Source organism: Nocardia higoensis, assembly GCF_015477835.1.
Lineage (GTDB): Bacteria > Actinomycetota > Actinomycetes > Mycobacteriales > Mycobacteriaceae > Nocardia > Nocardia higoensis_A.
In genome coordinates this window covers 3,131,663-3,157,706 of the sequence record NZ_JADLQN010000001.1, presented here as the reverse complement: position 1 = coordinate 3,157,706, position 26,044 = coordinate 3,131,663, and the positions used below count along the sequence as shown (strand labels likewise).

The following is a 26,044-nucleotide window of genomic DNA, read 5'->3' as shown; positions in this document are numbered from 1 at the left end:
GTACCGGGTGAGCTCGGGCTCGGGAAGCGAACGGCGCCGGGTCAGTCCCGCGCGGCGTCGCCGATGCGGCGTATACGCGGTCGCAGAGTCACCGGAGGCATCGGCGGCGCCGGAATGCGCTGCTGCGGAGTGTGTCCCGCGATGTCGGAGAACCACGTGGTATCGCGGTTCTCCCATGCGGTGCGCGCCGCCACGATCTCCTCGTGGGTGCGGCCGACGAAGTTCCACCACATCACCAGCTCCTCACCGAAGGGCTCCCCGCCGATCAGGACCAGATGCGCGCCGGTGGCACTGCTCAGCCGCAGTTCGGAGCGGTCACTGCCCAGGTACAGCAGCGGTCCGGGCCGTACCGACGTCGCCGCCACCGTAACCTCGCCTGCCACGGCCAGTACCGCGTGCTCGAAGCTCGGATCGATCGGCAGCGCGACATCCGCGCCCGGCGCGATGCGGATGTCGGCGCCCACGATCGGGGTGTAGGTCGTCGCGGGGGAGGTATGGCCCGCCAGCGTTCCGGTGAGCACGATCGCCCGCAGTCCCGGCGCCTCGTGGACGGGCAGGTCGCGGTGTTGCTCGAAATGCGGTGCGACCCCGGCGCTGTGGCCGGGCAGCGCGATCCACAGTTGCAGACCCTCGCTCGCGGGCGCGTCGGTGGCGTAGTACTCCGAGTGCGCGATGCCGCGTCCGGAGGTCATCAGGTTCAGCTGGCCCGGCTCGATCTCCACATCGGAGCCGACCGAGTCCCTGTGCCGGATGCGGCCGACGAACGGCCAGGTGACCGTCTGCAGCCCGATGTGCGGATGCGGTTCGATGTTCGAGGGCGCGTCGGTCCGGGTGACCGTCGGCGCGCCGAAATGATCGAGAAAGCACCAGGCGCCGACGGTGGGGAGATCCCGCTGCGGCAGAACACGTTCCACGTAGACACCGCGAACGCCCCCGAGTGGCACCTCCCGCGCGGTAAAGAACTCCGTCACCGGGCCGGGCCCGGGAGCCGGGGTGCACAGCGCCTCGGCGGGACGCGAATCCAGATCGCTCATCGCTGTTCGCCCCGCTCCTAACCCACCAGGTTCGGGGCGTACTCGGGGTGCTTGTCGACGTAGCCCCTGATGAACGAACAGGTCGCGACGATGCGCTTGCCACGGGCGATCGCGTCGTCGAGCGCGCCCTTCGCCAGCGCGCCGCCCAGACCCTTACCGCCGAAGGCGTCGTCGATCTCGGTGTGGAAGAAATCGGCCCGATCGCCGTTCTCCTCGTATTCGGCGAAACCGGCGAGCTCGCCGCCGTAGAAGATCTCGTAGCGGCTCTTGTCCCCGTTCCGGGTGACCGTGGTTTCCTTCGCCTGAACGGACATGGCCGGCTCTCCTTTCGGCTGCGCGGCGCCTGCGCGATGCACAGCGTGTACACGGGTGGAACGCGGCGATCGCCCGTGGCGACCGGATGACCGTCGATACCTCGGGCAACTGCCGCTTCGCCCGAGAGTACTCACGGCGTTCGGGTGGGTCGAGGGCGCGGGCTCAGCGCGGCACGTGGAAGGTGACCAGTTCGCCGACGCCCTCCCCGATCTGGGCCCACGGCCGGTCGAAGGTGAGCACCGCCAGCGCCGAGGTGGGGAACTTGCGGCTCAGTTCCATGGCGGCGTCGCTGTCGCGGTTGCCCGCGAGCTCCCACGCGGTCCAGGGCATCCCCGGCGCGTGGCCGATGAACATCAGCGTCGAGACGTCGTCGTCGGAAAGCTGGATCAGCTCGATCAGTGTGCGCGGGGAGGCATCGTAGATGCCCCGCTCGTAGACGACGGGTGCGGTGATGCCGGTGGCGTCGAGCGTCTGGCGGGTTCGGGTGGCCGTGGAGCAGCGCACCGCGTCCACGGCGGGCTGGGTGTCGCGCAGCCAGTCGCCCGCGAGCGCGGCTTCGCGCCGTCCGCGCGGGGCGAGCGGACGCTCGTGGTCGTCGACGCCCGCGGGATAGCCGGACTTGCCGTGCCGCATGAGGATCAGAGTCCACACCATGTCGCCACGGTAATTCGTCACTGTTGTCAGGTGACGGAGTGGGGTTGTCAGGGGCCGGAGTGTGGCAGTCGGCCGCGCCGCGGGCGCGATTGTGGTACTCAGGAGGGGTTCCGAGGAGAGGTGCTCACCACTCTCGAGGCACACTGAAAGCGGGGTCACATTTCGCTGTGCGTTCCATGTGGTCCCGCTGTCCACCTCCGACCCGCGGGTGGCGCACAGCCCCACGTACGTTTCGAGGATCTGCACACTATGGCCTACGTAATCACGCAGCGTTGTTGCAATGACGCCAGCTGCGTCTCCGAGTGCCCGGTCGATTGCATTCGTCCCAACCCGGACGATCCCAATTTCGCGACCACCGAGATGCTCTACATCGACCCGGACACCTGCATCGACTGCGGTGCGTGTGTGGATGCCTGCCCCGTGGAGGCCATCTTCTCCGAGGACGACCTGAGCGCATCGCTCGCCCGGTTCAAGGACGTCAACGCGGCCTATTTCCAGCGCCACCCGCTGGAACCGAACTTCGATCCGATCGTGGCGCCGGCGCGTCCGCCGAAGGAACTCGGCACCCTGCGCGTCGCGATCGTCGGCGCGGGCCCGGCCGCCTGCTACGCGGCCGAGGAACTGCTGCGGCGCTGCGACGTCGAGGTCGAGATGTTCGACCGCCTGCCCACCCCGTGGGGCCTGGTCCGCGCGGGCGTGGCGCCCGACCACCCCGGCACCAAGACCATCTCGGCCATGTTCGAGTCGGCCTTCCGTCGCGAGACGCTGCAGTACTACCTCAACGTCGAGATCGGCACGCATCTCAGCCACGAGGAACTGCTGGCCCACCACCACGCGGTGATCTACGCGGTCGGCGCCGCGGCCGATCGCCGGATGAACGTCCCCGGCGAGGATCTGCCCGGCAGCCACTCCGCGACCGAGTTCGTGGCGTGGTACAACGGCCATCCCGATTTCGCCGAGCGCGGCTTCGACCTGTCGGGTGAGCGCGCGGTCATCGTCGGCAACGGCAATGTCGCCCTCGACGTGGCCCGGGTGCTCACCGTCGATCCCGACGAACTGGCCAAGACCGACATCGCCGACCACGCGCTGGCCGCCCTGCGCGAGTCCAATATCCGCGAAGTGGTCGTGCTCGGCCGTCGCGGCCCCCTGCAGGCCGCGTACACCAGCCCCGAGTTCATGGCGCTGACCCATCTGAAGGGCGTCGACGTCGTCATCGACGATGCCGAACTCGAGCTCGATCACGCCAGCCGGGCGCTGCTCGACGATCCCGAGGTGGAACCGTCGTTGCAGCTGAAATACACCCTGGCGCAGGAGTACGCGGCGGCCACGCCGAACCCGGACAACAAGCGCATCGTCTTCCGCTACCTCGCTTCCCCGACCGCGGTCCTGGGCGAGGACAAGGTCGAGGGCATCGAGGTCGGCCGCAACGAACTCGTCGAGCTGGACGGCCAGCTGGTGGCCCAGCCGACCGGCGAGACCGACCGGCTGGATGCCTCACTGGTGCTCCGGTCCATCGGCTACCGGGGCGAACCGGTGGCGGACCTGCCCTTCGACGAGAGCCGCGCCGTGGTGCCCAACCAGAAGGGCAGGGTGATCGCCGACGGCCAGGTGCTGCCCGGCGTGTATGTCAGTGGCTGGATCAAGCGCGGTCCGCGCGGCGTGATCGGCTCGAACCGGGTCGACTCGCAGGAAACCGTCGAGCAGTTGATCGCCGACTTCGTCGCGGGCGCGCTGCCCGCCCCCAGCGCGGACCGGGCGGCGCTGCAGGCGCTGGTCGCCGAACGTCAGGCCGAGCTGGTGGACCGGCAGGGCTGGAAGAACATCGACACCGCGGAGAAGAGCGCGGGCCGGGGCGCGGGGCGCCCGCGGGTCAAGTTCACCTCGCGCGAGGATCTGCTCAAGGCCGCGCGCGGCTGAGGTTCCACGGCCGTGCGCGGCTGAGTTCGAGCGGCCGTGCGCGGCTGAAGTCGAGCGGCCGTGCGCGGCTGAAGTCGAGCGGCCGTGCGCGGCAGGGACCGATATGCGACATTCGGCGGGCGTCACCGTGACGGGGCGTCCGTCGCGTCGTCTCGGTCGGCCCTCGCGTGTCCGGTGTGGGGTCACCCGCCGGTGGGAACGGCACTGCGAACCGGAACTGCGACCGCAGGACAGCGTCGCCCGCCGGAGTCGCCCCCGCGGTCCGCAACTCGGCCCGCGACCCACCTGTGCACCTGCGGCCGGAACTGCTCGACGGCCGGAACCGGGCTCACGGCGGGAGGTCGACGGCGACGACGCGCACGCGATCACCGGCATGCGGCGGGCGGTCGTGAGCGCGGGCGCGGGTCAGCCGGGCAGCGGCATGATGCGCACGACCGTGGTGGTCGCCCCGCCCACCATGAACCACAGTCGCAGCACCGGACGCCCGGTGGTGCGATCCTCCGGTTCGAAGCGGCTGCGCACCGTGATGTGTTGACGCGCCAGGACCGGCGCGACGTACTCGACGATCGCCCGATGCGGTCCGGCGACGAGCTTGGGGTACTCGGCCACGAAGTGCTCGACCGCCTGCCAGTAGCAGGCGTTGTTCACGTGGTTGTACTGGTCGATGTCGGTCACCCGCACCGGGAACGGCAGGTCGGTGTCGGATTCCGGGGGCGCGGTGTCGGTGAGATAGGGCCGCCAGCGCAGGCGGTGCTCGTCGGTGCTCCTGGCCAGGTAGGCCAGCCCCTCGTCGCTGATCCGGGCGGGCATGCCGGTGGACTCGCTGATGTTGATCCAGAAACCCTCGGTCTCGATCAGCCCGCCGTTGGCACTGGTGATCCGCACCCGCATGTTCGTCCAGCGCGTGCTCATGCTCGAGCACCACCGCAGCAACTGCACGTCGTCGGGCCACAGCACCGGCCGCACGACGTCGATGACGGTGCGTCGCACGATCCAGTTGGGATCGCTGCGCGCCAGGAAGGTCTGATGCAACTGCTCCCAGGCGATATCCTGCAGATACCGCGCGACCGCGTCGAAACGCAGCCGGTTGTAGGGGTCCACATCGCCAGCCCGGACGGGCCACGCCGAATCGAAGCCCATGCCCTGTTCGGGAACCGGGGCGAGTGGCTGATCGAGTGACACTGGTGCTCCTCGCGCTGCACGTTGTGCCGCGGTGTTTCTTACGGTGCTGCTTCTTGTGGTGCTTGCTGTGAGACGACTTTACGGGTCGGTCGCCCTACCCTCGTTTCGAGCCGACTGTACTCACAGGTAGAGGTCCGGTGTAGCCCCACCGCTACCCATTGTCGCAATGAATCCGGGACAGAGCACCCGGTGCGTCCGACGGGGTGTACCCCGGCGTCCGGCTTGTGTGCTCGTCAGTAGCCCTGGTAGGTGCCGCCCGAGTTCACCCCGGCGACGCCGGGCACGGCGGACAGCGAACCGTAACGGTCGATGGCGTATCTGGTGGCGGCGACGATGTTGTCCACCGGGTTCCAGATATCGGTGTGACCGGGGGCGGCGTAGGCGTCGAACGTGCTGTCGATGGTCTGCATGATGCCCTTGGACGGGTGCCCGGCGAGCCAGTTGCTGTCCCAGCGGTTCTCCGCGTAGGGATTGCCGCCGGATTCGTGCTGGATGATCAGCGCGAGGGCCCGCTCGTCGATGTCCTCGGGCGCGTAGCCCATCTCGATCAGGATTTTCTTGGCGTCCTCGATCCACTTCGCCACATCGCCGGTCGGCATCGGCCCGGTGGGTGCGCTCGAGCCCGGACCGGCCGACGATCCCGAACTCCCCGAATATCCCGAGTTGCCCGACGACGGAGTGGACCCGCTGCTCCCGGACATGACGTAATTCGGCTGGCCCCCGCCGACCGGCGTCGCGGCGGGCGTGGTGGCCGCGGGCGCGGTGTCGGTGGGCGCCCCGAGTTTCGGATCGCCGAGCACGCCGAAGGCCTGTTCGAGCGCGGCGTTGGCGGCCTCGACCGCTGTGGTCGCGGCGGCGGCCGCGTCCTCTGCGGCCTTCAGCGCCAGCCGGAGATCCAGGGTGCGCTGGGCGGCCGCGGTCTCCTCGGCCAGGACCAGGCCGGTGACATCGGCGCCGCCCGCGTTGTCGCGGATGCGCTGGATCCGGGTGGCCGCGGTGACCAGTCCGTCGGCGGCCACCTCGAAGCCGACCGGCGCTTCGTCGACGTATTGGTTGCGCAGTCGCACGACGGCGTCCTCGGCGCCGGTGAGGATGCCCGCCTGCGTGCGGTACGCCGTCTCCAGCGCGAGGAGCGCGGCGCCGACGACGGAGGCCCGGGTCTTCTCGGTCTCCATGCGAGTGGTGGCGGCGGCTCCCGCGACACCCGACCAGGCTTTCGAGTCGGTCAGCCCCTGGGTGTCGGTCATGGCCGCGCCGACGATGCGGTCCAGGCCCTCGTGGATGGTCTTCGCGTGCTCGGCGGCGGCGGTCAGCTGTTCGGGCTGCCAGGCGATGACATCGTCGACGGTCAGGGTCATGGCAGCCGCAGTCCAATAGTGGCGAGGGTCCGGGCGAACTCGGCCTCGGTGAGTTCGAAGACGCCCGCGGCATTGTCCATATTGTCGGCGACGGTGGTCAGTCGTTCGCCCATCCGGGACAGGCAGCGGCCGACGATGTCGTCGGATTGTCGTGCGGCGGCACCGAATTCCGTGCCGGGTAGCGCACTCGCGGCGGTGGTGAAGGCGTCCCCCGCCCCGAGGGCGCTCAGTTCCCCGGCTTCGGTGCCCAGCTGGTTCGCGAATGTCCGGAGCGCTTCCGGATCCACCCGCAGTTGATCCTCGGACACGATGTATCCCCCTCCTGAGTCCCCAACCCTCGAAGCCCGGCAAGCATAACAATTCGGCGGCTGGTCAGCGGGGGTGTTCGCGGGCAGGGGCGATGTGCGCCGCGCGGTGCGAGAGACCGTTCGTTATGTTGGTCACGGTGTCTTCGGCGGCGACCGGTGTCGCCGGATCGCCACCCGTGGAACAGGACAGAGAGGTCGGCCCATGCGCGCAGCTCAGGTCAGCAAGTTGGAAGGACCGGAAGCGGTCGAGATCGTCGATATTCCCGAGCCTGCCGCGATCCCCGGCGGCGTGGTCATCGACGTGCACGCGGCGGGCATCGCCTTCCCGGACGTGCTGATGTCGCGCGGGCTCTACCAGATGAAGCCGCAGTTGCCGTTCGTGGTGGGCGGCGAGGTCGCCGGCGTGGTGCGCGAGGCTCCCGAGGGCGCGCACGTACAGCCGGGTGACCGGGTGCTGGCGCTGACCATGCTCGGTGGCGCGACGGCCGAGGTCGCGGTGACCCTGCCGGATCTGGTGTTCAAGCTGCCCGACAACATCTCGATGGCGGCGGGCGCGGGGATCCTGTTCAACGACCTGACCGTGCACTTCTGCCTGCGCAATCGAGGCAGGCTGGCCGAGGGGGAGACCGTGCTGGTGCACGGCGCCGCGGGCGGCATCGGCACCTCCACCCTGCGGATGGCGCAGGCGCTCGGCGCGAGCCGGGTGATCGCGGTGGTCAGCACGCAGGAGAAGGCCGAGGTCGCCAAGGCCAACGGGGCCACCGACGTGGTGCTGACCGACAACTGGCTGGCCGAGGTCAAGGAGCTGACCGGCGGTCGCGGCGTGGACATCGTGCTCGACCCGGTCGGTGGTGACCGGTTCACCGACAGCATCCGCTCGCTCGCCCAGGGCGGCAGGTTGCTGGTCGTCGGCTTCACCGCGGGCGAGATTCCCACGGTCAAGGTCAACCGGCTGCTGCTCAAGAACGTCGAGGTGGTCGGCGCCGCGTGGGGCGAGTGGTTCATGTCGAACCCGGGCTACGTGGTCGAACAGTGGGCGGAGGTGGGCCCGCTGCTGGCGAGCGGGGCGATCCCGGCGCCGGAACCGGTGACCTACCCGCTGGAGAAGACCGCCGAGGCGGTCGCTTCGCTGGAGAACCGCACCGCCACCGGCAAGGTGGTCGTCACCGTCCGCTGAGCCGCCCCCGGCCACCCGCACCGGTCGTCGAGGGCGTCATCGTTCGAGCGCGTCTACCTGCGCCGATCGTGACGGGCCGAGGTGCTTCCCGGCAAACCAGTAGAGTGCCAGGCATGCGGATACCGTCGGCGCTGTTCACCGGTCTCGCCTTGGTCGTGACGCTGTCTGCCTGCGGTTCCGGGGGAGGATCGGACACCGGCGAGCCGCTGCGCCCGCCGCCGAAAGTGGCCTCGCTCGGCCCGTTCGTAGGCGAATGCGGGCATGTCCGCGACGACGAGGTGCGTGAGATCGCCGGGATGTCGCAGTTGTCCCAGGTGTTCAAGAACGCGGTCGGCTGCAACTATCAGGCCGCCGGACTCGGTTCGATCAGTGTCACTTTCGCCTCCTATCGCGGCAGCCCGATCGACCGCGAGAAGGCGTGGGTGAGCAATGTCGGTCGTGAACCGGACAAGATCGAGGTGGCGGGCAAACCCGGCTTCGCGGCCCTGGACCCCACCGGCACGGTGTGCGACCTGGCGGTCCAACTCGACGACGATTTCTTCGAATGGTCCATGTCCTACGGCCTGTTCGGTCCGACCGGCAACCCGTGCGACTCGACCAGGAAACTGGCCGAACTCACCGTCTCTCGGCTGAAATGAGGACACTGATGACGGGGCCGGGGAAGCAGGCCGCGGTAGGGCGAGCCCGTCGTGCGCTGGCGTTGTGCTCGATGCTGGCCGCGGTCTCCGCCGCCGCGGGCTGCGGGCAGACCATCGAGGGCTCCGCGCATCCGGCCGGCGGCAGCCAGGAGATCAACACCAACTTCGACAAACTGATGCGCGAGTGCGATGTCGTGGAGCCGGCGAAGATCGGCGAAGCGCTCGGCGGCGCCCAGTACGTGACCGGTTCGTTCAACGGCGCGGTGTGTATGTGGGACGTCGAGGACGCTCCGGGCGGGCTGGCGATGGTGACGCTGAACTGGTACGAGATCGGGTCGCTGAACAACGAGAAGGCCACCGCCGACAAGCTGGGCTACAGTCACGAGACGGTGACCGTGCAGGGCACCCGCGCCCTGCAGATGCGCAGGCCGAACGACCCGGACTCGTGCGGGGTCACGGCCTCGGCGGCCGATACCGGCGTGGTCGGCTGGTGGGTCAACTACCGGGCCGGTTCGGCTCATCCCGATCCGTGCGCAGCTGCCAAGACGCTGCTGGAGCTGACCTTGAACCTGGCCAGATGAGCGGGCGCCCGCGGTGCCGGCGTGGTGGCCACGGGGGCCCACTTTGACCGTCGGTGCAGGCCGCGAGTATCGTGGACCGCTGTGCCCGACAGCATGCGGGCAAGTTCGTGCGTAGAAGTAGGCCAGCGAGAGCGGCTGACCTCTCCGGCGTGCCCGGATTCCGGGCTCCACCCCGCGCGCGACACGCCCGACCTCGGGACGCGAGAAACGTGGTTGGACGTGCGAGGACCGCTCGAAAACCAGCCATGTAGTTCGTGAAACACATTCCCGACACCGCGTAAACAACAAGGAAAGCCGGTCTATGCCAACCATCAACCAGCTGGTCCGCAAGGGTCGCCGCGACAAGGTCTCCAAGACCAAGACCGCGGCCCTCAAGGGGAGCCCGCAGCGTCGTGGCGTGTGCACCCGCGTGTACACCACGACCCCGAAGAAGCCGAACTCCGCGCTGCGCAAGGTCGCGCGTGTTCGCCTGACCAGCGCGGTCGAGGTCACGGCTTACATCCCCGGTGAAGGCCACAACCTGCAGGAGCACTCGATGGTGCTCGTCCGCGGCGGTCGTGTGAAGGACCTCCCCGGTGTGCGCTACAAGATCATCCGCGGCTCGCTCGACACCCAGGGCGTGAAGAACCGCAAGCAGGCCCGCAGCCGCTACGGCGCCAAGAAGGAGAAGAGCTGATATGCCTCGCAAGGGCCCCGCTCCCAAGCGTCCGTTGATCAACGACCCGGTGTACGGGTCTCCGCTGGTCACCCAGCTGGTCAACAAGATCCTGCTGGACGGCAAGAAGTCCACCGCCGAGCGCATCGTCTACGGCGCGCTCGAGCAGGCGCGCGAGAAGACCGGCACCGATCCGGTCGTCACTCTCAAGCGCGCGCTGGACAACGTCAAGCCCGCCCTCGAGGTCAAGCCCCGTCGCGTCGGCGGCGCCACCTATCAGGTGCCGGTCGAGGTTCGTCCGGGCCGCGCCAACACCCTGGCGCTGCGCTGGCTGGTCAACTTCTCGCGCGCTCGTCGTGAGAAGACCATGGTCGAGCGTCTCGCCAACGAGCTCCTCGATGCCAGCAACGGCCTCGGCGCGTCGGTGAAGCGTCGCGAGGACACCCACAAGATGGCCGAATCCAACCGGGCCTTCGCGCACTACCGCTGGTGAGAGCCGCCCGGCCCGTCGCTCGTGTCGGCGCCGGAAGGCCTCACGGTCGGGAGGGCACTATGGTGCCCCTTCCGGCGTTGACATAGTGATGACCCGAACAGGGTCGCAACTCGAGATCCCAAAGCAATCGCTGACAGAGCAGAGCGGGGAAGATTTCCGTGGCACAGGACGTGCTCACCGACCTGAAGAAGGTCCGCAACATCGGCATCATGGCCCACATCGATGCCGGTAAGACCACCACAACCGAACGTATTCTCTTCTACACCGGTGTCAACTACAAGATCGGTGAAACGCACGACGGCGCGTCGACCACCGACTGGATGGAGCAGGAGCAGGAGCGCGGCATCACCATCACCTCCGCCGCGGTGACCTGTTTCTGGAACCAGAACCAGATCAACATCATCGACACCCCCGGCCACGTGGACTTCACCGTCGAGGTGGAACGGTCGCTGCGCGTTCTCGACGGCGCGGTCGCGGTCTTCGACGGCAAAGAGGGCGTTGAGCCGCAGTCGGAGCAGGTGTGGCGTCAGGCCGACAAGTACGACGTGCCGCGCGTGTGCTTCGTCAACAAGATGGACAAGCTGGGCGCCGACTTCTACTTCACGGTGCAGACCATCAAGGACCGCCTCGGCGCGCGTCCGCTGGTGATCCAGCTGCCCATCGGCGCCGAGGACACCTTCGAGGGCATCGTCGACCTGGTCGAGATGAACGCCAAGGTGTGGACCGGTGAGACCAAGCTCGGTGAGAAGTACGAGGTCAAGGAAATCCCGGCCGAGCTGGCCGAGAAGGCCGAGCAGTACCGTCAGGAACTGCTCGAGGCCGTCGCGGAGTCCGACGAGGCGCTGCTGGAGAAGTTCTTCGGCGGCGAGGAGCTCACGATCGACGAGATCAAGGGCGCCATCCGCAAGATGACGGTCAGCTCCGAGGCCTACCCCGTGCTCTGCGGCTCGGCGTTCAAGAACAAGGGCGTGCAGCCCATGCTCGACGCCGTCATCGACTACCTGCCGTCCCCGCTGGACGTGGAGAGCGTCGAAGGCCACGTGCCCGGCAAGGAGGACGAGGTCATCACCCGTCGTCCGAGCGCCGACGAGCCGTTCGCGGCGCTGGCGTTCAAGATCGCGGTGCACCCGTTCTTCGGCAAGCTGACCTACATCCGCGTGTACTCGGGCAAGGTCGACTCCGGCGCCCAGGTCATCAACGCGACCAAGGGCAAGAAGGAGCGTCTGGGCAAGCTGTTCCAGATGCACGCCAACAAGGAGAACCCGGTTCCCGAGGTTTCCACGGGCCACATCTACGCGGTGATCGGCCTCAAGGACACCACCACCGGCGACACCCTGTGCGATCCGCAGAACCAGATCGTGCTCGAGTCCATGACCTTCCCGGACCCGGTCATCGAGGTCTCCATCGAGCCCAAGACCAAGTCCGACCAGGAGAAGCTGGGCACCGCGATCCAGAAGCTGGCCGAAGAGGATCCCACCTTCTCGGTCAAGCTGGACGCCGAGACCGGCCAGACCGTCATCGGCGGTATGGGCGAGCTCCACCTCGACATCCTCGTCGACCGCATGCGTCGCGAGTTCAAGGTCGAGGCGAACGTCGGCAAGCCGCAGGTGGCCTACCGCGAGACGATCACCAAGACCGTCGAGAAGCTCGAGTACACCCACAAGAAGCAGACCGGTGGCTCGGGCCAGTTCGCGAAGGTCATCATCGGCCTCGAGCCCTTCGTGGGCGAGGACGGCGCGAGCTACGAGTTCGAGAACAAGGTCACCGGTGGCCGCGTGCCGAGGGAGTACATCCCTTCGGTCGACGCGGGCGCCCAGGACGCCATGCAGTACGGCGTGCTCGCCGGCTACCCGCTGGTGAACCTGAAGGTGACCCTGATCGACGGCGCCTACCACGACGTCGACTCGTCGGAAATGGCGTTCAAGATCGCGGGTTCGCAGGCGCTCAAGGAAGCGGCCCGCAAGGCCGGTCCGGTGATCCTCGAACCGCTGATGGCGGTCGAGGTCATCACGCCCGAGGATTACATGGGCGACGTGATCGGCGACCTGAACTCCCGCCGTGGCCAGATCCAGGCCATGGAGGAACGCAGTGGTGCCCGTGTCGTCAAGGCGCTGGTTCCGCTCTCGGAGATGTTCGGCTACATCGGTGACCTGCGGTCGAAGACTCAGGGCCGGGCGAACTACTCCATGGTGTTCGATTCGTACGCGGAGGTTCCGGCCAACGTGTCGAAGGAGATCATCGCCAAGGCGACCGGGGAGTGATCGCATCCGGGGCAGGTGGCACACTTGCCCCGGACACTCCCGGGGCGTCTGTACGACCCGAAAGTTCCCTGCATCCGCAGGGATGACCCCCGCACTGCTGCAACTGCAGGAACCAACAAGTCCAGGAGGACCACACAGTGGCGAAGGCGAAGTTCGAGCGGACGAAGCCGCACGTCAACATCGGCACCATCGGTCACGTCGACCACGGCAAGACCACGCTGACCGCGGCGATCACCAAGGTGCTGGCTGACAAGTACCCCGATCTGAACGAGAGCTTCGCGTTCGATCAGATCGACAAGGCGCCCGAAGAGAAGGCGCGTGGCATCACGATCAACATCTCGCACGTCGAGTACCAGACCGAGAAGCGCCACTACGCCCACGTCGACGCGCCGGGTCACGCCGACTACATCAAGAACATGATCACCGGTGCGGCGCAGATGGATGGCGCCATCCTCGTGGTCGCCGCCACCGACGGCCCGATGCCGCAGACCCGCGAGCACGTGCTGCTCGCCCGTCAGGTCGGCGTGCCCTACATCCTGGTCGCGCTGAACAAGTCGGACATGGTCGACGACGAGGAGATCCTCGAGCTCGTCGAGATGGAGGTCCGCGAACTGCTGGCCGCCCAGGACTTCGACGAGGACGCTCCGGTCGTGCGCGTCTCCGGTCTGAAGGCGCTCGAGGGCGACCCGAAGTGGACCGAGTCGGTGCTCGAGCTCATGAACGCCGTCGACGAGTCCATCCCGGACCCGGTGCGTGAGACCGACAAGCCGTTCCTGATGCCGGTGGAGGACGTCTTCACCATCACCGGTCGTGGCACCGTCGTCACCGGTCGCGTCGAGCGTGGCGTGATCAACGTGAACGAGGAAGTCGAGATCGTCGGCATCCGTCCGGAGAAGACCAAGACCACGGTCACCGGTATCGAGATGTTCCGCAAGCTGCTCGACCAGGGCCAGGCGGGCGACAACGTCGGTCTGCTGGTTCGTGGCATCAAGCGCGAGGATGTCGAGCGCGGCCAGGTCGTCGTGAAGCCGGGCACCACCACCCCGCACACCGAGTTCGAGGGCCAGGCGTACATCCTGTCCAAGGACGAGGGCGGCCGCCACACCCCGTTCTTCAACAACTACCGTCCGCAGTTCTACTTCCGTACCACGGACGTCACCGGCGTCGTGACCCTTCCCGAGGGTACCGAGATGGTCATGCCGGGTGACAACACCGAGATGACCGTCAAGCTGATCCAGCCGGTCGCCATGGATGAGGGCCTGCGCTTCGCGATCCGCGAGGGTGGCCGCACCGTCGGTGCCGGCCGCGTCACCAAGATCATCAAGTGATTCTGTCGAATCGCTGATCCGCGTCGACGGCGTCGCTCCTTCGGGAGCGGCGCCGTTCGGCGTTTCGTCGTCATCCGCCTGCACGAACAACGCTGGGAGGGATCGATGAGCTCCGCACCGAACATCGTCGGCCTCGACATCGCCGAGGGCACGCTGCCCATGGGACTGCCCTACCGCGCCCTGGGCTCCGGGCCGCCGCTGGTGGTCCTGCGCTGGTTGACTCCCGATCACGCCAATCCCACCGGCTTCATGCGCAAGGCGGAGATCGGCGCGCTGGCTCCGCTGGCCGTCCACAGGCGGGTGTACGCGATCAACCGGGCGCCGGGGATGCGGGCCGGTGTCGCCATGGCCGAGATCGCCGACGACCACGCCGCCGCGTTGCGCGCCACCTTCGGCGTCCCGGTCGACGTGCTCGGCATCTCCTCGGGCGGTTCGCTGGCCCTGCAGCTGGCGCTCGACCATCCGGACGTGGTGCGCAGATTGGTGGTGGCCTCCTCGGCGTCTCGGCTGGAGCCCCACGCCCGATCCGCACAGCTGCGATACGCCGAGGCAGCGGCTGCGGGCAAGCGCGGTCTGCACTACATGGCCGCCCATCCGCACACGGTGCGGGGCCGGATCGAGAAGGCGGTGATGTGGCTGCTCGATCCGCTGGTCCGTCCGCGCGACCCCGCCGACACCCTCGCGTTCGTGCTCGCCGAGGACCGTTTCGACGTCACGGACCGGCTGCCCGGCCTCACGGTGCCCACCCTGGTGATCGGCGGCGAGCAGGACGGCTTCTATTCGACGGAGTCCTTCCGGCGCACCGCCGACCGCATCCCGGACTCCCGGCTGGTCATCGTTCCCGGCGCCGGTCACACCGGCGCGATCAACCACCCGCGCTTCGCCGCCGAGGTGACCGCCTTCCTCGGCGGCTGAGCGATCGCCGGAAGGTCGCGGCTACCCGGACTGGGCCAACCCGGCCGCGACCACCTTGGCCATGCCGAGTATCTCGTCGGCGGCGGGCAGCGGCAGCTCGTCGAGCGCGTGCAGCCGGTCGGCGCCCACCACGGTGAACATGGCCGAGACCCAGGTGAGCGCGCAGGCGCGGATCGTGCCGGGCGCGACGGGCGCGGGCGCGCTGGCCTGCAGCACCCGGGCGGTCACCTCCAGCAGATGTTCGCGCAGGCGGCGAAGCTGTCTGCGCACATCGGGATGGGTGTCGGCCTCACGCCACAGGATCACGCGCAGCACCGAGGAGTGGTGGTCTCGCGGGCGCAGCGCGGAGTGCAGGTTCAGCAGGCTCGCCGCCGGGTCGCCGGGGGAGACGACGGCGGCGATGTCGGGCACCGGCTGGTCGGGCACCCGTTCGCTCATGAGCGCGGACAGTATCGCGTCCTTGGTGGGGAAGTAGTAGAAGAGCAGTCCTTTGGGGACGCCGGCCGCCGCGGCCACGGCGGAGGTCGGCGTCGCATCGAAACCTTGGGTGGCGAAAAGGTTCTCCGCCGCGTCGAGAATGAGTTCCCGGGCGTCGCCGTCGCGCTCGGCGTTGCGGCGGCGCCCGGTGCGGGGGGAGGGCCGAGTGCGCATGTCGGTGCGCCTCGTCATCGGACCGGCGTAGCCGGGTTCAGTGATGGGCGGCTGGGCGATGCATGCGGCCGGTGACGGCGGGCAGCGCCGCGAGGGCGACCACCACCGTGACCAGTCCGACCACCCACGAGGTCCAGGACGCGCCGCGGAACTCGGTGAAGTCCATGACCCACGGTGAGAGGAACAGCAGCGCGCCGAACAGCGCCATCGCGTAGTCGGCCATCGCCATCGCCGGACGCGCCATCTGGGCCAGGCCGGTGAGCGCGATGAGGACGCCGAGCACGATGAGTGTCCACATCGCCCGATCGCTGGTGTCCAGCCACAGCGGCGAGAGTGCGGTGAAGGCGCCGAGGACGACAGCGAGGAGATCCTGGGCGCGGGAATTGGTGAACATGGTTGTGCCTCCTGCGAAAAGTAGTCCTGACCTCGGTATAGACCTGATCGACCGCCCGGTCGACACCGGGACGGACACGATTGGGTGGCGTTTGCGGGCACAGTGCTCCCCCGGTGCGGGATGCCGAAAAATACCAAGCGATTGCTAGGCTCGGCCTGTCGTCTACGGAAGGACCGGGCTGAATGAACGCGCCGATCATCATCGTGGGAGCCGGTCTGGCCGGCCTGCGCACCGCCGAGGAATTGCGCAGGGCCGGGTACGAGGGCCCGCTGGTGCTGCTCGGCGACGAGTCGCGGCTGCCCTACGACCGCCCGCCGCTGTCGAAGCAGTTCGTGCGCGGTGAAACCGACGACACCACCCTGCGTCCGGCGGAATTCTTCGAGGAGAAGTCGATCGAGCTGCGCCTGGGCGTCGCCGCGAGCGGTGTGGACACCGCGAGCCGACGACTGCGCCTGGCCGATGGCGATGTCCTGGACTACAGCCACCTGATCATCGCCACCGGACTGCGGCCGCGCCGCCTGCCGGGCCTGCCGGACCTGGCGGGCGTGCACGTGCTGCGCGATCACGCCGACGCCGCCGGGTTGCGCGCCGACGTGACGCGGGCGAGCAAGGCGCTGGTGATCGGCGCGGGCTTCATCGGCTGCGAGGTGGCGGCCAGCTTCCGGGCGAGCGGGCTCGATGTGGTGCTGGTGGAACCTCAGCCCACGCCGCTGGCCTCGGTGCTGGGCGAGCAGGTGGGTGCGCTGGTCGCCCGGATGCATCGCGACGAGGGGGTGGATCTGCGCTGCGGCGTCGGGCTGGACACGTTGCTGGCCGACGTGGAAGGTCGAGTGGTGGGCGCGCGGCTCGCCGACGGTTCCGAGGTGTCCGCCGATCTGGTCGTCGTGGGTGTGGGCTCGCGCCCGGCGATCGACTGGCTCGCCGATTCCGGTGTGGCACTGGCCGATCCGGCCGAGGGCGGCGGTGTACTCGCCGACGAGGTGGGCCGGACCAGCGCCGAGAACGTGTGGGCCGTCGGCGACGTGGCGGCCTGGCGGCACGACACCGGCGAGCGGAGTCGCGTCGAGCACTGGACCAATGCGGGCGAGCAGGCCAAGCTCGTCGCCTGCGCACTGCTGGGCGCGCAGCCGCCCACCGCCGCGCGGGTGCCCTACTTCTGGAGCGACCAGTACAACGTCAAGATCCAGGCCCTCGGCACTCCGTCGGCCACCGACGACGTGGTCGTGGTCAGCGACGACGGCCGCAAGTTCCTGGCCTACTACTCCCGCGGGGGAATGCTCACCGGCGTGGTCGGCGCGGGAATGACCGCTCAGGTCATGAAGGCACGCGCGAAGGTCGCCGAGGCGGTTCCGGTCGCCGATCTGCTGGCGTCCACCTAGTCCGGTGCTCGCGAGGACAGGGAGTGCTCGAACGCCTCGGTTCCCCAGGCGATGTCGGGGCCGATTCGGGCTGTAATACGGTGGTCGGGTGATCGTCGCGCTCATCGATTCGGGTTTGGGGCTGCTGCCGACGGCCGCCTGGCTGCGCAAGTTGCGCCCGGATCTCGACCTGTTGCTGCAGCTGGACCCGGACGGCGCGCCGTGGGGACCGAAGCCGGAGCAGTGGACGATCGATCGGGTGGTCGGCGCGGCCCGCACCTCGCTGGAGTCGGGTGCGGAAGTCATCGTGCTGCCCTGCAATACCGCCAGCGTCACCGCCCTGGAACACGTGCGCGCCGATGTCGGACCCGAGGTACCGGTGGTCGGCACCGTGCCCGCCGTCAAACCGGCGGCGGCGGCCTGCCGATCGGTCGCCGTGTGGGCCACCGCCGCGACCACCGCCAGCCGCTACCAGGCCGAGCTGATCGCGAAGTTCGGCGGCGAGGCGGAGGTGACCGGGGTGGCCTGCCATGGCTTGGCCGACGCCATCGACCGTGGCGACCTCTCCGCGGCCACCGATGCCATTGCCCGCGCCGCCGAGCAGACGCCCGAGGGCACCGAGGGCGTGGTGCTCGGCTGCACCCACTACCCGCTGGTCGCCGACGCCATCCTGGCCACGCTGCCGGTGGGCGTCCGTCTGTTCGACAGTGCGCAGGCGGTCGCCGCGCAGGCCATCAGGAAGGTGGACGCGCTGGGCAGGCCCAGCACCGGCGAGGGCACGGTGCGCGTGCTGAACAGCGGCCGTCCCGGCGCACTGCCGCCGAGCGCGGCCGCCTACGAATCCGGGCGGATCCTCGGCGCCCGCCTCTGACCCGCGTCGGAATCCCGGTGTCACTCAGGCAGATCGGAGGTGTGCATGAGCGAGGCGGCGCAGGTGCGCGCGGCACTGGCCGAGGCGGCGGATCCCGCCGATGCCGCGCAGTCGCGGCGCTTCTTCAAGACCGGGCCGGGCGATTACGGTGACGGTGACGTCTTCCTCGGCGTCCGCGTGCCCGCCACCCGCGCCGTCGTGCGCCGGTTCGCCGATCTGCCCTTGGACGAGGTCGACATCCTGCTCGACAGCGCCGTCCACGAAGAACGTCTGGCCGGGCTGCTGATCCTGGCCGCGCGCTTCGATCGGGCGAGCAAGGCGCGCACTTACGACCAGGACGCGCGGGCGGAGGTGGTGCGGCGCTATCGGGCGGCGGTGCACCGGGGCCGGGTCGACAACTGGGATCTGGTGGACTCCTCCGCCGAATACATCCTCGGCCGCTGGCTGCTGGACCGCCCCCGCGACGAGCTGTTCGACCTGGCCGCGACCGAATCGCTGTGGCATCGGCGGGTGGCCCTGCTGAGCACCTTCGCCTTCATCAAATCCGGCGACGCGACAACCACGTTCGCCCTCTGTGAGCGCCTGGTGGACGACCGTCGTGACCTGATCCAGAAAGCCGTCGGCTGGATGCTGCGCGAAGTGGGCAAACGCGTCGACCGCGCCCTGCTCACCGATTTTCTGGACCGCCACGCGCCCGCGATGGGCCGCACCGCCCTGTCCTACGCCACCGAGCACCTCGATCCGGCCACGCGCGCGGCCTACCGCCGCGCCCGCTGATCTCCGGCCGCATGCCCGCCGCGTGGTGTGGCGGCGCGCGTCCGGGGCGGCCGTATCAGTCCACCGGGGATCGGCCGCTCGCCGCACCTCACCTCGGCGTCGAGGCCGTGCGCGCGGCGGCGGTTCGGCGTGGACGTGTCCGGATCGAGAGCGCCGCGCTCAGAATTGGATGCGGAGCCGATCGGTGACGGGGCGTGCCTGGCAGCCGAGGATGTAGCCGTTGGCGATGTCCTCGGGATCGAGGATCTCGGCGTTGTCCATCTCCACCTCGCCTTCGAGCACCGTGCACGCGCACGAGCCGCACTCGCCCTCCTGGCAGGAGTACGGCACGTCGATGCCCTTGGCGAGCATGATGTCGACCAGGGTCTGCTTGCGCGGCCAGTTCAGCTCGTGGATCTCGCCGTCGAGTTCTACCTCGACGGTGGCGGCGTCGGCGGCCTCCTCGTCGCTGATCTCGACCGGAGCCTGATCGGTGAAGGGGTCACCGGCCAGCGAGTTGAAGACCTCGGCGTGGACGCGGCTGCGGGGCATGCCGAGCCGGGCCAGTGCGTCGTGCACGCCGTCCATGAACGGCTTGGGACCGCACATGAACGCCTCGTACTCGCTGTAGGGACGGACCAGGGTGGCCAGCCCCTCGGCGGTGGGCAGACCCTGCAACGGTTCCAGCCAGTGGATCACGGCGAGCCGCCCGGCGTGCTGCGCCGCCAGTTCGCGCAGTTCGTCGGCGAAGATGACGTTGTCGGTGTCGCGGTTGGCGTAGACCAGCACCACCTTGCCCGTGCCGCGCGCCAGCGCCGATTTCAGGATCGACATCACCGGGGTGATGCCGCTGCCCGCGCCGAACAGCAACAGGTTCTCGTCCAGATCTCGGGGGGTGAACACGCCGGAGGGGGGCAGCACCTCGAGCTGGTCGCCGGGCTTGACGTTGTCGCAGACCCAGTTGGACCCGTAGCCGCCCTCGGTGCGCTTGACGGTCACCTTCGGCTTGTCGTCGGTGTGCGGCGAGCTGGCCAGCGAATAGCATCGTGCCACCGAACCGGTCTGCTCGCTGGGGATTCGCAGCGTGAGGAACTGGCCGGGGCGGTAGGCGAACTTGTCGCTCAACTCCTCGGGCACGTCGAAGACCAGCGAGCGGCTGTCGGCCGTCTCGGTGATCACCGCGGCGACCCGCAGCACGACCGAGCGTGAACCGTGTGGAACCTCGACGGTGGTCATGTCGTCCTCTCGAACCCGAAAACTAGAACGTGTTTCAATTTCATCGTACGTCGCGGTCCGCTCCCGCGACAAGCCGGGCTTCCAAGCCCGCGATGAGCACGTCCATGCCGAAGTCGTAGGTGTAGCGGCCGCGCAGGTCGGGCATGTGCGCGGTGGCGCGGGCGACCACATCGGGCAGATCCACCCCGGTCAGCGGCGCGGGCTCGCGGGGATTCACCCGGCGACGGCCGAACAGGTAGGTGTGCACGGTCGCGTACGCGGACAGGATGTCGCGGTCGGCGAACCCGGCGTCGGCCAGGATGCTCATGACCCCGGCGATCAGGTCGAGCTGCTTGCCGAGCATCTGCTCGATGAGCACATCGCCCAATCCCGGATGCCTGCGCAGTTTCTCGTCGATCTGGTCGACGAGCTCGCGCAGCCGCTGCTGCCACGGACCCGAGTCGCGCGGCGGCGTGCGGACTCCGGTCAGTGCGGCGCCCGCCACCAGATCGAGCAGTTCGCGCTTGTCGGCGACGTAGTAGTACGGCGCCATGGGGGAGACACCCAGCTCGCGCGACAATCGCCGCATCGAGAGTTTCTCGACCCCGTCCTCGCGGACCACCCGCAGTGCCGCCTCGACGATCTCGGCCTCCGACAGCGTGCTGCCGCCCCCGTTGGTCTGTATGCGTCCGACTCCCATGCCACCTCTACCGCCGCGGGCATGTGTTGCCCATCACAATCTGTTCAGCTGATGTCCATTCGAAGTCTAGAGGCCACCGATACCGGTGGGGGCCGCGACGTGGGACGGCGGGCTCATCGGAGCCGCGCGGCCGGGCCGCGGGGAACCGAGGGCCCCCGAAAAGAGGCATGGTCGCGGACCATACCGGTTTGCCCTCCCGTTGCGGTTCCCGCCGTCGCATCGCGGGGCGCCCCCGTCGGTACCCGCGTCGACCGCGACACGCCGTCGTTCCGGATCGCCGGGCGTGCGCGGGCGATTCCGGGCGTTTCGCAGCGATTTCGCGCACCGATGGTGCTCGAACGAGCGAGATTGCCTAGCATGCGAGGGATGCGCCACGATCGATTGCCGGACGGCTTCGGGGTACGGATCGATTCACGGGTACGCGCATACTCCGGGGGTCGCGTCCTCGTCGGCGGCACACCCGCTCGCGTGCTGCGGCTCGCGCCGGAGGCCGCCGAGATGATCGGCGACGGGTACCTGGAGGTCTCCGGGCCCAAGTCCGCCGTCGTCGCCCGCAGGCTCCTCGATTCCGGAGTCGCCAACCCGCGCCCTCGTCTGCTGCCCTCCACCGAGGACGTCACCATCGTCGTCCCGCTGCGCAACAACGCCGAGGGCCTGGCCCGCATGCTGGCGGTGCTGCGCGGCCACCACGTCATCGTCGTCGACGACGGCTCCGATCAACCGGTCGAGGTGCCACGCGAGCGGGGCCCGCGTTGCCGGGTGACGGTGCTGCGTCACGACCGGGCCAAGGGGCCGGCGGCCGCGCGCAACGCCGGGCTGCGGGCGGCGACAACCGAATTCGTCGCCTTCCTGGATTCGGACGTGGTCCCGCGCAGCGGCTGGCTGGAAGTCGTGCTCGGGCATTTCAGCGACCCCGAGGTCGCGCTGGTGGCACCGCGGGTCACCGCCCTCGACGCGGAATCCAACGCGCTGGCCCGCTACGAGCACACCAGATCCTCACTGGATCTGGGCAGGCGCGAGGCGGCGGTGCATTCGGGCGGGCGGATCTCCTACGTGCCCAGCGCGGCCCTGCTGGTGCGCAGGCAGGCGTTGCTCGAGGTCGGCGGGTTCGACGAATCCCTGCACGTCGCCGAGGACGTGGACCTGTGCTGGCGGCTGGAGCGCGCGGGCAGGCGGTTGCGCTACGAGCCCGCCGCGCACGTCGCCCACGACCATCGTGTCCGTTTCCGCGCCTGGTTCGGCCGCAGGTTGTTCTACGGCACCGGTGCCGCCCCGCTCGCCGAACGCCACGACCCGCGGATGGTCTCCCCACTGACGGTGCCGTCCTGGACCGTGCTGGCCGCCGTGCTGTTCGCCACCCTCACCCGCTGGGGCGTGTTCGGCGGCCTGGTCACCCTCGGCGCCGCGCTGCTGCGCCTGCGCCGGGTCTTCGCCGGCCTCGACAATCCGACCAGGATCGCCTCGCTGTACCTGGCCCGCGGATTCTTCGCGGGACTGTGGCGGCTGGCCTCGGCCATGTGCAGACACTATTGGCCGGTCACCGTGCTGGCGACGCTGCTGTCGCGGCGCGTGCGCCGGATCGCGGTGACCATGGCTGTCGCCGACGGCCTGGCCGACTGGTTCACCCATCGCGAAGCCGGCGGCCTCGACCCGGTCCGCTACCTGGCCTACAAGCGCCTCGACGATGTCGCCTACGGAACCGGTCTGTGGGTCGGCGCGTTCCGTGCCCGCAGCCTGGCCGCTCTGCGCCCGACCCTGGCTCGCCGCTGAAGCGGATGCGCGTCCCGCGGGGAAATCGATGACCGACACCCTGATCGTCGGCGGCGGAACCGCGGGCTGTGTCCTGGCCGCGCGCCTGTCCGAGGATCCCTCGCACACGGTCGTGATGCTGGAAGCCGGTCAGGTCTGGCTGGATCCCGCCGCGTTCCCCGAAGCGCTGCGCGACGCGACCCGAATGCCGCTGGACCCGGACGCGCCTTGGCTCTGGCGCTACCGCTCGATCCTTTCCGCCGGTGGCGACTCGGCCGAGGACGCGAGAGTCGCTGTCGGCGGGGTCGACACGCGCGGCGGAGCCGACCTCGGGCGCGACGCCGGTCTCGCGCGGGAGGACGCGGTGTCCGGTGGCGCGCCGCGGGCATGGGGACGCTCGGGCCGCCCCGAGGGTGCTCCGGTGCCGGGCGAGTTGGTGCGCGGGCGGGTGCTCGGCGGGTCGAGTTCGGTGAACGGCAGCTACTTCGGACGGGCGCGAGCCGCGGACTTCGCGGCGTGGGACGACATCGCGGGCGGCCCCGGCTGGGACTTCGACGCCGTGCTCGACGGCTACCGCCGCAGTGAATGCGACAAGGACTTCGGCGACCGCCCCGGCCACGGCCGGACCGGCCCGATCCCGGTGGTCCGCACCGCGCACCCGGCGCCGATCAGTCGCGAGTTCGCCGCCGCCGCACGCGCGCTCGGCCTGCCCGAACGCGACGATCTCAATGCCCTGCCCGGCGACGGTCCGCAGACCGGCCTGGCGCGGGTGCCCTGCAATGTCGACCGCGGCAACCGGATCGGTACTGCCACGGCCTACCTGCTGCCCGCCGCCCACCGGCCGAATCTGCGAGTGGAGGGTGCGGCCACGGTGTCGCGGGTGCTCGTCCGCCACGGCCGGGCCGTCGGGGTCGAATATCGGCGCGACGGCACGATCCAGACCGCGTGGGCCGACCACATCGTGCTGTGCGCGGGGGCGGTGGAAACCGCTGCGCTGTTGCTGCGTTCGGGAATCGGCCCGGCCGCGCTGCCCGCCGAGACCGGCATACCGCTGGTGCATCCGGCCCCGGTGGGGCAGTGGTTCACCGACCACCCGGAGATCGGGCTGGAGTACCGCGTCGGTTCGGAACCGGGCGAGGATCCGCCCGCCACGGTCCCACTGGAGTACGTCGTCGATCTGGACGACATCGAATTGCGCCCCTACACCGTCGAATTCACCCCGGGCACCCGCCGTCTCGGGGTCGCGCTCATGCGACCGCGCGGGTGGGGCGTGCTGGGGCTGTCCGCCGGCGACCCGGCGGCGCGGCCGGTGATCGCGCACCGCTACCTGTCCGAGGCGGCCGACCGGGCGCGGTTGCTGGAAGCCGCGTCGCTGGCGGAAGAATTGCTGTCGCGGATTCCCGGTGCGCGGCTCCTCACGAGAGTCCCGCCCGCGACGCACCCGCGGTCCCCGGCATGGCTGCGTGAACGGCTCGCCACCTCCCAGCACCTGGCGGGCACCTGCCGGATGGGCGCCGCGCACGACGAGCGCGCCGTGGTCGACCATCGCCTGCGAGTGCACGGTGTGCCGGGGCTGTCGGTGGTGGATCTGTCGGTGCCGCCGGTGCCGCTGAGCCGCGGTCCGCACGCCAGTGCGGTGATGATCGCCGAGCGCGCGGCCGATCTGCCGAGGTGAGCGACCGCCCCGGGCGATCTATCCGAAAGACAAGTGAGTCACAATTCGCTGAGGAGTCGCTGTGGTGTGACCTGTCGGACAAACCGCAGATCCTTCCCGCGTCGGGAATGGCGCGCCGGTAAGGTTTGGAGCGGAAAGAAAGGCAAATGGTCAGCAATCTCGCAGGTGGGCGGCCCCCACGGCACCGCGTCGAGCCAGGCACGCAGCTCGGCGCACTGGAAGCCTATGCCGCACAAGCTCACGGATATCTCGGTGCGGGCGGCGAACAGCTTTCGCAGCTGGCCGGTCTGCTGCGCCCTCTCGTGCTGGATTCCTGGCTGCGCAGCCTGCGTAGCGGCGTCGATCCGATGGATGTGCTCAGCGAGCGCGGCCTGCGCGGCGCGGATCTGCAGCGCTACCGCGATGCCCACGCGCTGGCCCCACTGATGCCGCTGATCGACAAACTGCTCGTCCAGGACGCCGCCCGCGCCGGCCTCGTGGTCGCTCTCGCCGACCAGTTCGGCCGGGTGCTCTCGGTATACGGCAACCCCGACCGGGTGTCCGCCGCCGCCGAGGTCGGGTTGCGCGCGGGCGACGACCTCAGTGAGCGCCGCATCGGCACCAATGCCGCCGGTCTGGTGGTACGCACCGGACGGGCGGCCTGGATCCACGGCCCCGAGCACTTCCTGCACCGGATGCATCAGATCACCTGCGCGGCCGCGCCCGTGCACGATCCGGACGGCAGGCTCGTCGGCGTCCTGATGGTCGCCGGCGGCGTGCGGGTCGCCCGGCCCGAGATTCTGGCGCTGGTCAAGGCGACGGCCACGGCCGCCGAAATGGAGCTGGTGCTGACCGCGATGCGCTCGGGCCGGGCCGACGCGGGTGCGCAGAACGTATCCGCCCGGCCCGAAGCGCGTGCGCTCGGCCTCGAGGTGCTGGGGCAGGGGCAGCCGCAGCTGACCATCGCGGGGGATCGGGTGCCGCTGTCGCAACGGCACGCCGAGATCCTGCTGCTGCTCGCCGAGCATCCCGAAGGGCTCGGCGCCGACCATCTCGCGCTGCTGCTCGACGACACCGATCTGGACAACGGCACCATCCGCGCCGCGGTCTCGCGACTGCGTTCGGTGGTCGGCCCGACGGTGTTCGGTTCGCGTCCCTACCGTCTGCGGGTTCCGGTCGCAACCGATGTGGAGGCGCTGCGCGCCGCCCTCGACTCCGGTGATGTGGAATCCGCATTACGGCTCTACGCCGGCCCGGTGCTGCCGCGCTCCACCGCGCCCGGCATCGTCGACATCCGCGACGAGCTGCGGGTGCGCCTGCGTACCGCGGTGCTCGCCTCCCATGACAGTGGGGTCTTGCGTCGCTGGACTTCGAGTGCGGAGGGGCGTGACGACGCCGCCGCCTGGGCTGTGTATCGCGCCTCGGTCGATCGTGATTCGCCACTGTATGCGCAGATCGAGGCCAAGATCCGGGTACTCGACCGCAGGTTGGGCGCGGATGCAACGCGGATGCAACGTTTCGGCTCATAGTCTGCACACCTGACAGTGTGATAGCTCACTACGTGGACGCCCCCGGCTCCGCGCGATAGCCGCTGTCCTCGGGTTTCTACCCTGTAAGACAATCTGGACACGTGATCAAAATTATTTAGTGGAACCTGTTACATTTTATTCATCGACCGCCTAATGTTCGCAGTGCACGCAACGATCGTGTGACGCAGAGAACACGGCAGGGTCTCGATCGCAGACCCCAGGCGGCGAAAGTTGGAGGAACGATCACAAGCTAGGCACACCCGAAGCGGAATCTTCTCCGCCACGGTTGGCGGGCCCCGAGCCCGCCGCTCGTTCAACGCAATCTGTCGGATCCCGCGCGGGTGACATCGT

At 69.2% G+C, this 26,044-nt stretch carries 25 protein-coding genes; 15 read left to right on the top strand and 10 right to left on the bottom strand.

Annotated elements, in window-relative coordinates; translation table 11 throughout:
* Nucleotides 1-41: 41 nt before the first annotated feature.
* The 3 genes from IU449_RS14030 to IU449_RS14020 all read right to left on the bottom strand — a co-directional run bounded on the left by IU449_RS14030 (nucleotide 42) and on the right by IU449_RS14020 (nucleotide 2,003).
* The gene (locus IU449_RS14030) at nucleotides 42-1,034 is read right to left on the bottom strand and encodes a pirin family protein (protein WP_195002200.1); all 993 of its coding nucleotides are present in this window, start codon (nucleotides 1,032-1,034) and stop codon (nucleotides 42-44) included.
* 17 nt (nucleotides 1,035-1,051) lie between these two features.
* Entirely contained in the window at nucleotides 1,052-1,348 is a 297-nt protein-coding gene (locus IU449_RS14025; RefSeq protein WP_195002199.1) for a GNAT family N-acetyltransferase, read from the bottom strand.
* A gap of 163 nt (nucleotides 1,349-1,511) precedes the next feature.
* Entirely contained in the window at nucleotides 1,512-2,003 is a 492-nt protein-coding gene (locus IU449_RS14020; protein WP_195002198.1) for a SixA phosphatase family protein, read from the bottom strand.
* Between the two features lie 249 nt (nucleotides 2,004-2,252).
* Here IU449_RS14020 and IU449_RS14015 point away from each other — a divergent pair, with 249 nt between their 5' ends.
* Nucleotides 2,253-3,920, top strand: a complete 1,668-nt coding sequence (locus IU449_RS14015; RefSeq protein WP_195002197.1) for an FAD-dependent oxidoreductase — start codon at nucleotides 2,253-2,255, stop codon at nucleotides 3,918-3,920.
* 405 nt (nucleotides 3,921-4,325) lie between these two features.
* Here IU449_RS14015 and IU449_RS14010 read toward each other — a convergent pair whose 3' ends face one another.
* From IU449_RS14010 to IU449_RS14000, 3 genes are all read right to left on the bottom strand, one after another.
* Nucleotides 4,326-5,102 (bottom strand): acyl-[acyl-carrier-protein] thioesterase, encoded by a 777-nt coding sequence (locus IU449_RS14010; RefSeq protein WP_195002196.1) that lies wholly within the window; start codon nucleotides 5,100-5,102, stop codon nucleotides 4,326-4,328.
* A 233-nt stretch (nucleotides 5,103-5,335) separates the two neighbouring features.
* On the bottom strand, nucleotides 5,336-6,460 hold the full coding sequence (locus IU449_RS14005; RefSeq protein WP_195002195.1) for a transglycosylase SLT domain-containing protein: 1,125 nt from the start codon (nucleotides 6,458-6,460) through the stop codon (nucleotides 5,336-5,338).
* A complete protein-coding gene (locus IU449_RS14000) occupies nucleotides 6,457-6,768 on the bottom strand; it encodes a type VII secretion target (RefSeq protein ID WP_195002194.1) in 312 nt (103 codons plus the stop codon). Before IU449_RS14000 ends, IU449_RS14005 begins: the two co-directional genes overlap by 4 nt.
* Before the next feature lie 202 nt (nucleotides 6,769-6,970).
* On the opposite strand from IU449_RS14000, the gene IU449_RS13995 reads away from it, so the two are divergent.
* The 8 genes from IU449_RS13995 (at nucleotide 6,971) to IU449_RS13960 (ending at nucleotide 14,816) form a co-directional block, all read left to right on the top strand.
* Nucleotides 6,971-7,945 (top strand): NADPH:quinone oxidoreductase family protein, encoded by a 975-nt coding sequence (locus IU449_RS13995; RefSeq protein ID WP_195002193.1) that lies wholly within the window; start codon nucleotides 6,971-6,973, stop codon nucleotides 7,943-7,945.
* 113 nt (nucleotides 7,946-8,058) lie between these two features.
* The gene (locus tag IU449_RS13990; RefSeq protein ID WP_195002192.1) at nucleotides 8,059-8,583 is read left to right on the top strand and encodes a DUF3558 domain-containing protein; all 525 of its coding nucleotides are present in this window, start codon (nucleotides 8,059-8,061) and stop codon (nucleotides 8,581-8,583) included.
* A gap of 8 nt (nucleotides 8,584-8,591) precedes the next feature.
* Entirely contained in the window at nucleotides 8,592-9,164 is a 573-nt protein-coding gene (locus tag IU449_RS13985) for a DUF3558 domain-containing protein (RefSeq protein ID WP_228803967.1), read from the top strand.
* Between the two features lie 301 nt (nucleotides 9,165-9,465).
* On the top strand, nucleotides 9,466-9,840 hold the full coding sequence (gene rpsL, locus IU449_RS13980) for a 30S ribosomal protein S12 (protein WP_019049359.1): 375 nt from the start codon (nucleotides 9,466-9,468) through the stop codon (nucleotides 9,838-9,840).
* A 1-nt stretch (nucleotide 9,841) separates the two neighbouring features.
* On the top strand, nucleotides 9,842-10,312 hold the full coding sequence (gene rpsG / locus IU449_RS13975) for a 30S ribosomal protein S7 (protein WP_040798748.1): 471 nt from the start codon (nucleotides 9,842-9,844) through the stop codon (nucleotides 10,310-10,312).
* 158 nt (nucleotides 10,313-10,470) lie between these two features.
* Nucleotides 10,471-12,573, top strand: coding sequence for an elongation factor G (gene fusA / locus IU449_RS13970; protein ID WP_195002190.1), 2,103 nt, complete (start codon nucleotides 10,471-10,473; stop codon nucleotides 12,571-12,573).
* A 137-nt stretch (nucleotides 12,574-12,710) separates the two neighbouring features.
* Nucleotides 12,711-13,901 (top strand): elongation factor Tu, encoded by a 1,191-nt coding sequence (gene tuf / locus IU449_RS13965; RefSeq protein ID WP_195002189.1) that lies wholly within the window; start codon nucleotides 12,711-12,713, stop codon nucleotides 13,899-13,901.
* 105 nt (nucleotides 13,902-14,006) lie between these two features.
* Nucleotides 14,007-14,816: an alpha/beta fold hydrolase gene (locus IU449_RS13960; protein WP_195002188.1), complete on the top strand. Its 810-nt coding sequence runs from the start codon at nucleotides 14,007-14,009 to the stop codon at nucleotides 14,814-14,816.
* 21 nt (nucleotides 14,817-14,837) lie between these two features.
* On the opposite strand, the gene IU449_RS13955 is transcribed toward IU449_RS13960, so the two are convergent.
* Together IU449_RS13955 and IU449_RS13950 are read right to left on the bottom strand one after the other, a co-directional pair.
* Nucleotides 14,838-15,485 (bottom strand): TetR/AcrR family transcriptional regulator, encoded by a 648-nt coding sequence (locus IU449_RS13955; RefSeq protein WP_195002187.1) that lies wholly within the window; start codon nucleotides 15,483-15,485, stop codon nucleotides 14,838-14,840.
* Nucleotides 15,486-15,504: 19 nt separating this feature from the next.
* Nucleotides 15,505-15,861, bottom strand: a complete 357-nt coding sequence (locus IU449_RS13950) for an SPW repeat domain-containing protein (RefSeq protein ID WP_195002186.1) — start codon at nucleotides 15,859-15,861, stop codon at nucleotides 15,505-15,507.
* A 182-nt stretch (nucleotides 15,862-16,043) separates the two neighbouring features.
* Between IU449_RS13950 and IU449_RS13945 the strand changes: the two genes are divergently transcribed.
* From IU449_RS13945 to IU449_RS13935, 3 genes are all read left to right on the top strand, one after another.
* The gene (locus tag IU449_RS13945; protein WP_195002185.1) at nucleotides 16,044-17,240 is read left to right on the top strand and encodes an NAD(P)/FAD-dependent oxidoreductase; all 1,197 of its coding nucleotides are present in this window, start codon (nucleotides 16,044-16,046) and stop codon (nucleotides 17,238-17,240) included.
* Nucleotides 17,241-17,328: 88 nt separating this feature from the next.
* The gene (locus IU449_RS13940) at nucleotides 17,329-18,090 is read left to right on the top strand and encodes an aspartate/glutamate racemase family protein (RefSeq protein WP_195002184.1); all 762 of its coding nucleotides are present in this window, start codon (nucleotides 17,329-17,331) and stop codon (nucleotides 18,088-18,090) included.
* Nucleotides 18,091-18,135: 45 nt separating this feature from the next.
* On the top strand, nucleotides 18,136-18,867 hold the full coding sequence (locus IU449_RS13935; protein ID WP_195002183.1) for a DNA alkylation repair protein: 732 nt from the start codon (nucleotides 18,136-18,138) through the stop codon (nucleotides 18,865-18,867).
* Between the two features lie 159 nt (nucleotides 18,868-19,026).
* Here the strand turns inward: IU449_RS13935 and IU449_RS13930 are convergent, their stop codons facing one another.
* Both IU449_RS13930 and mftR2 read right to left on the bottom strand, forming a co-directional pair.
* On the bottom strand, nucleotides 19,027-20,082 hold the full coding sequence (locus IU449_RS13930) for a ferredoxin--NADP reductase (protein WP_195002182.1): 1,056 nt from the start codon (nucleotides 20,080-20,082) through the stop codon (nucleotides 19,027-19,029).
* 40 nt (nucleotides 20,083-20,122) lie between these two features.
* Nucleotides 20,123-20,761, bottom strand: a complete 639-nt coding sequence (gene mftR2 / locus IU449_RS13925; protein WP_228803966.1) for a mycofactocin system transcriptional regulator MftR2 — start codon at nucleotides 20,759-20,761, stop codon at nucleotides 20,123-20,125.
* Nucleotides 20,762-21,127: 366 nt separating this feature from the next.
* Between mftR2 and mftF the strand changes: the two genes are divergently transcribed.
* The 3 genes from mftF to IU449_RS13905 all read left to right on the top strand — a co-directional run bounded on the left by mftF (nucleotide 21,128) and on the right by IU449_RS13905 (nucleotide 25,693).
* Nucleotides 21,128-22,531: a mycofactocin biosynthesis glycosyltransferase MftF gene (mftF, locus tag IU449_RS13920; RefSeq protein ID WP_195002181.1), complete on the top strand. Its 1,404-nt coding sequence runs from the start codon at nucleotides 21,128-21,130 to the stop codon at nucleotides 22,529-22,531.
* Between the two features lie 28 nt (nucleotides 22,532-22,559).
* Complete coding sequence (mftG, locus tag IU449_RS13910; RefSeq protein WP_228803965.1) at nucleotides 22,560-24,185, top strand: mycofactocin system GMC family oxidoreductase MftG; 1,626 nt, start codon at nucleotides 22,560-22,562, stop codon at nucleotides 24,183-24,185.
* A 146-nt stretch (nucleotides 24,186-24,331) separates the two neighbouring features.
* A complete protein-coding gene (locus IU449_RS13905; RefSeq protein ID WP_195002180.1) occupies nucleotides 24,332-25,693 on the top strand; it encodes a GAF domain-containing protein in 1,362 nt (453 codons plus the stop codon).
* The last annotated feature ends 351 nt before the right edge of the window (nucleotides 25,694-26,044 follow it).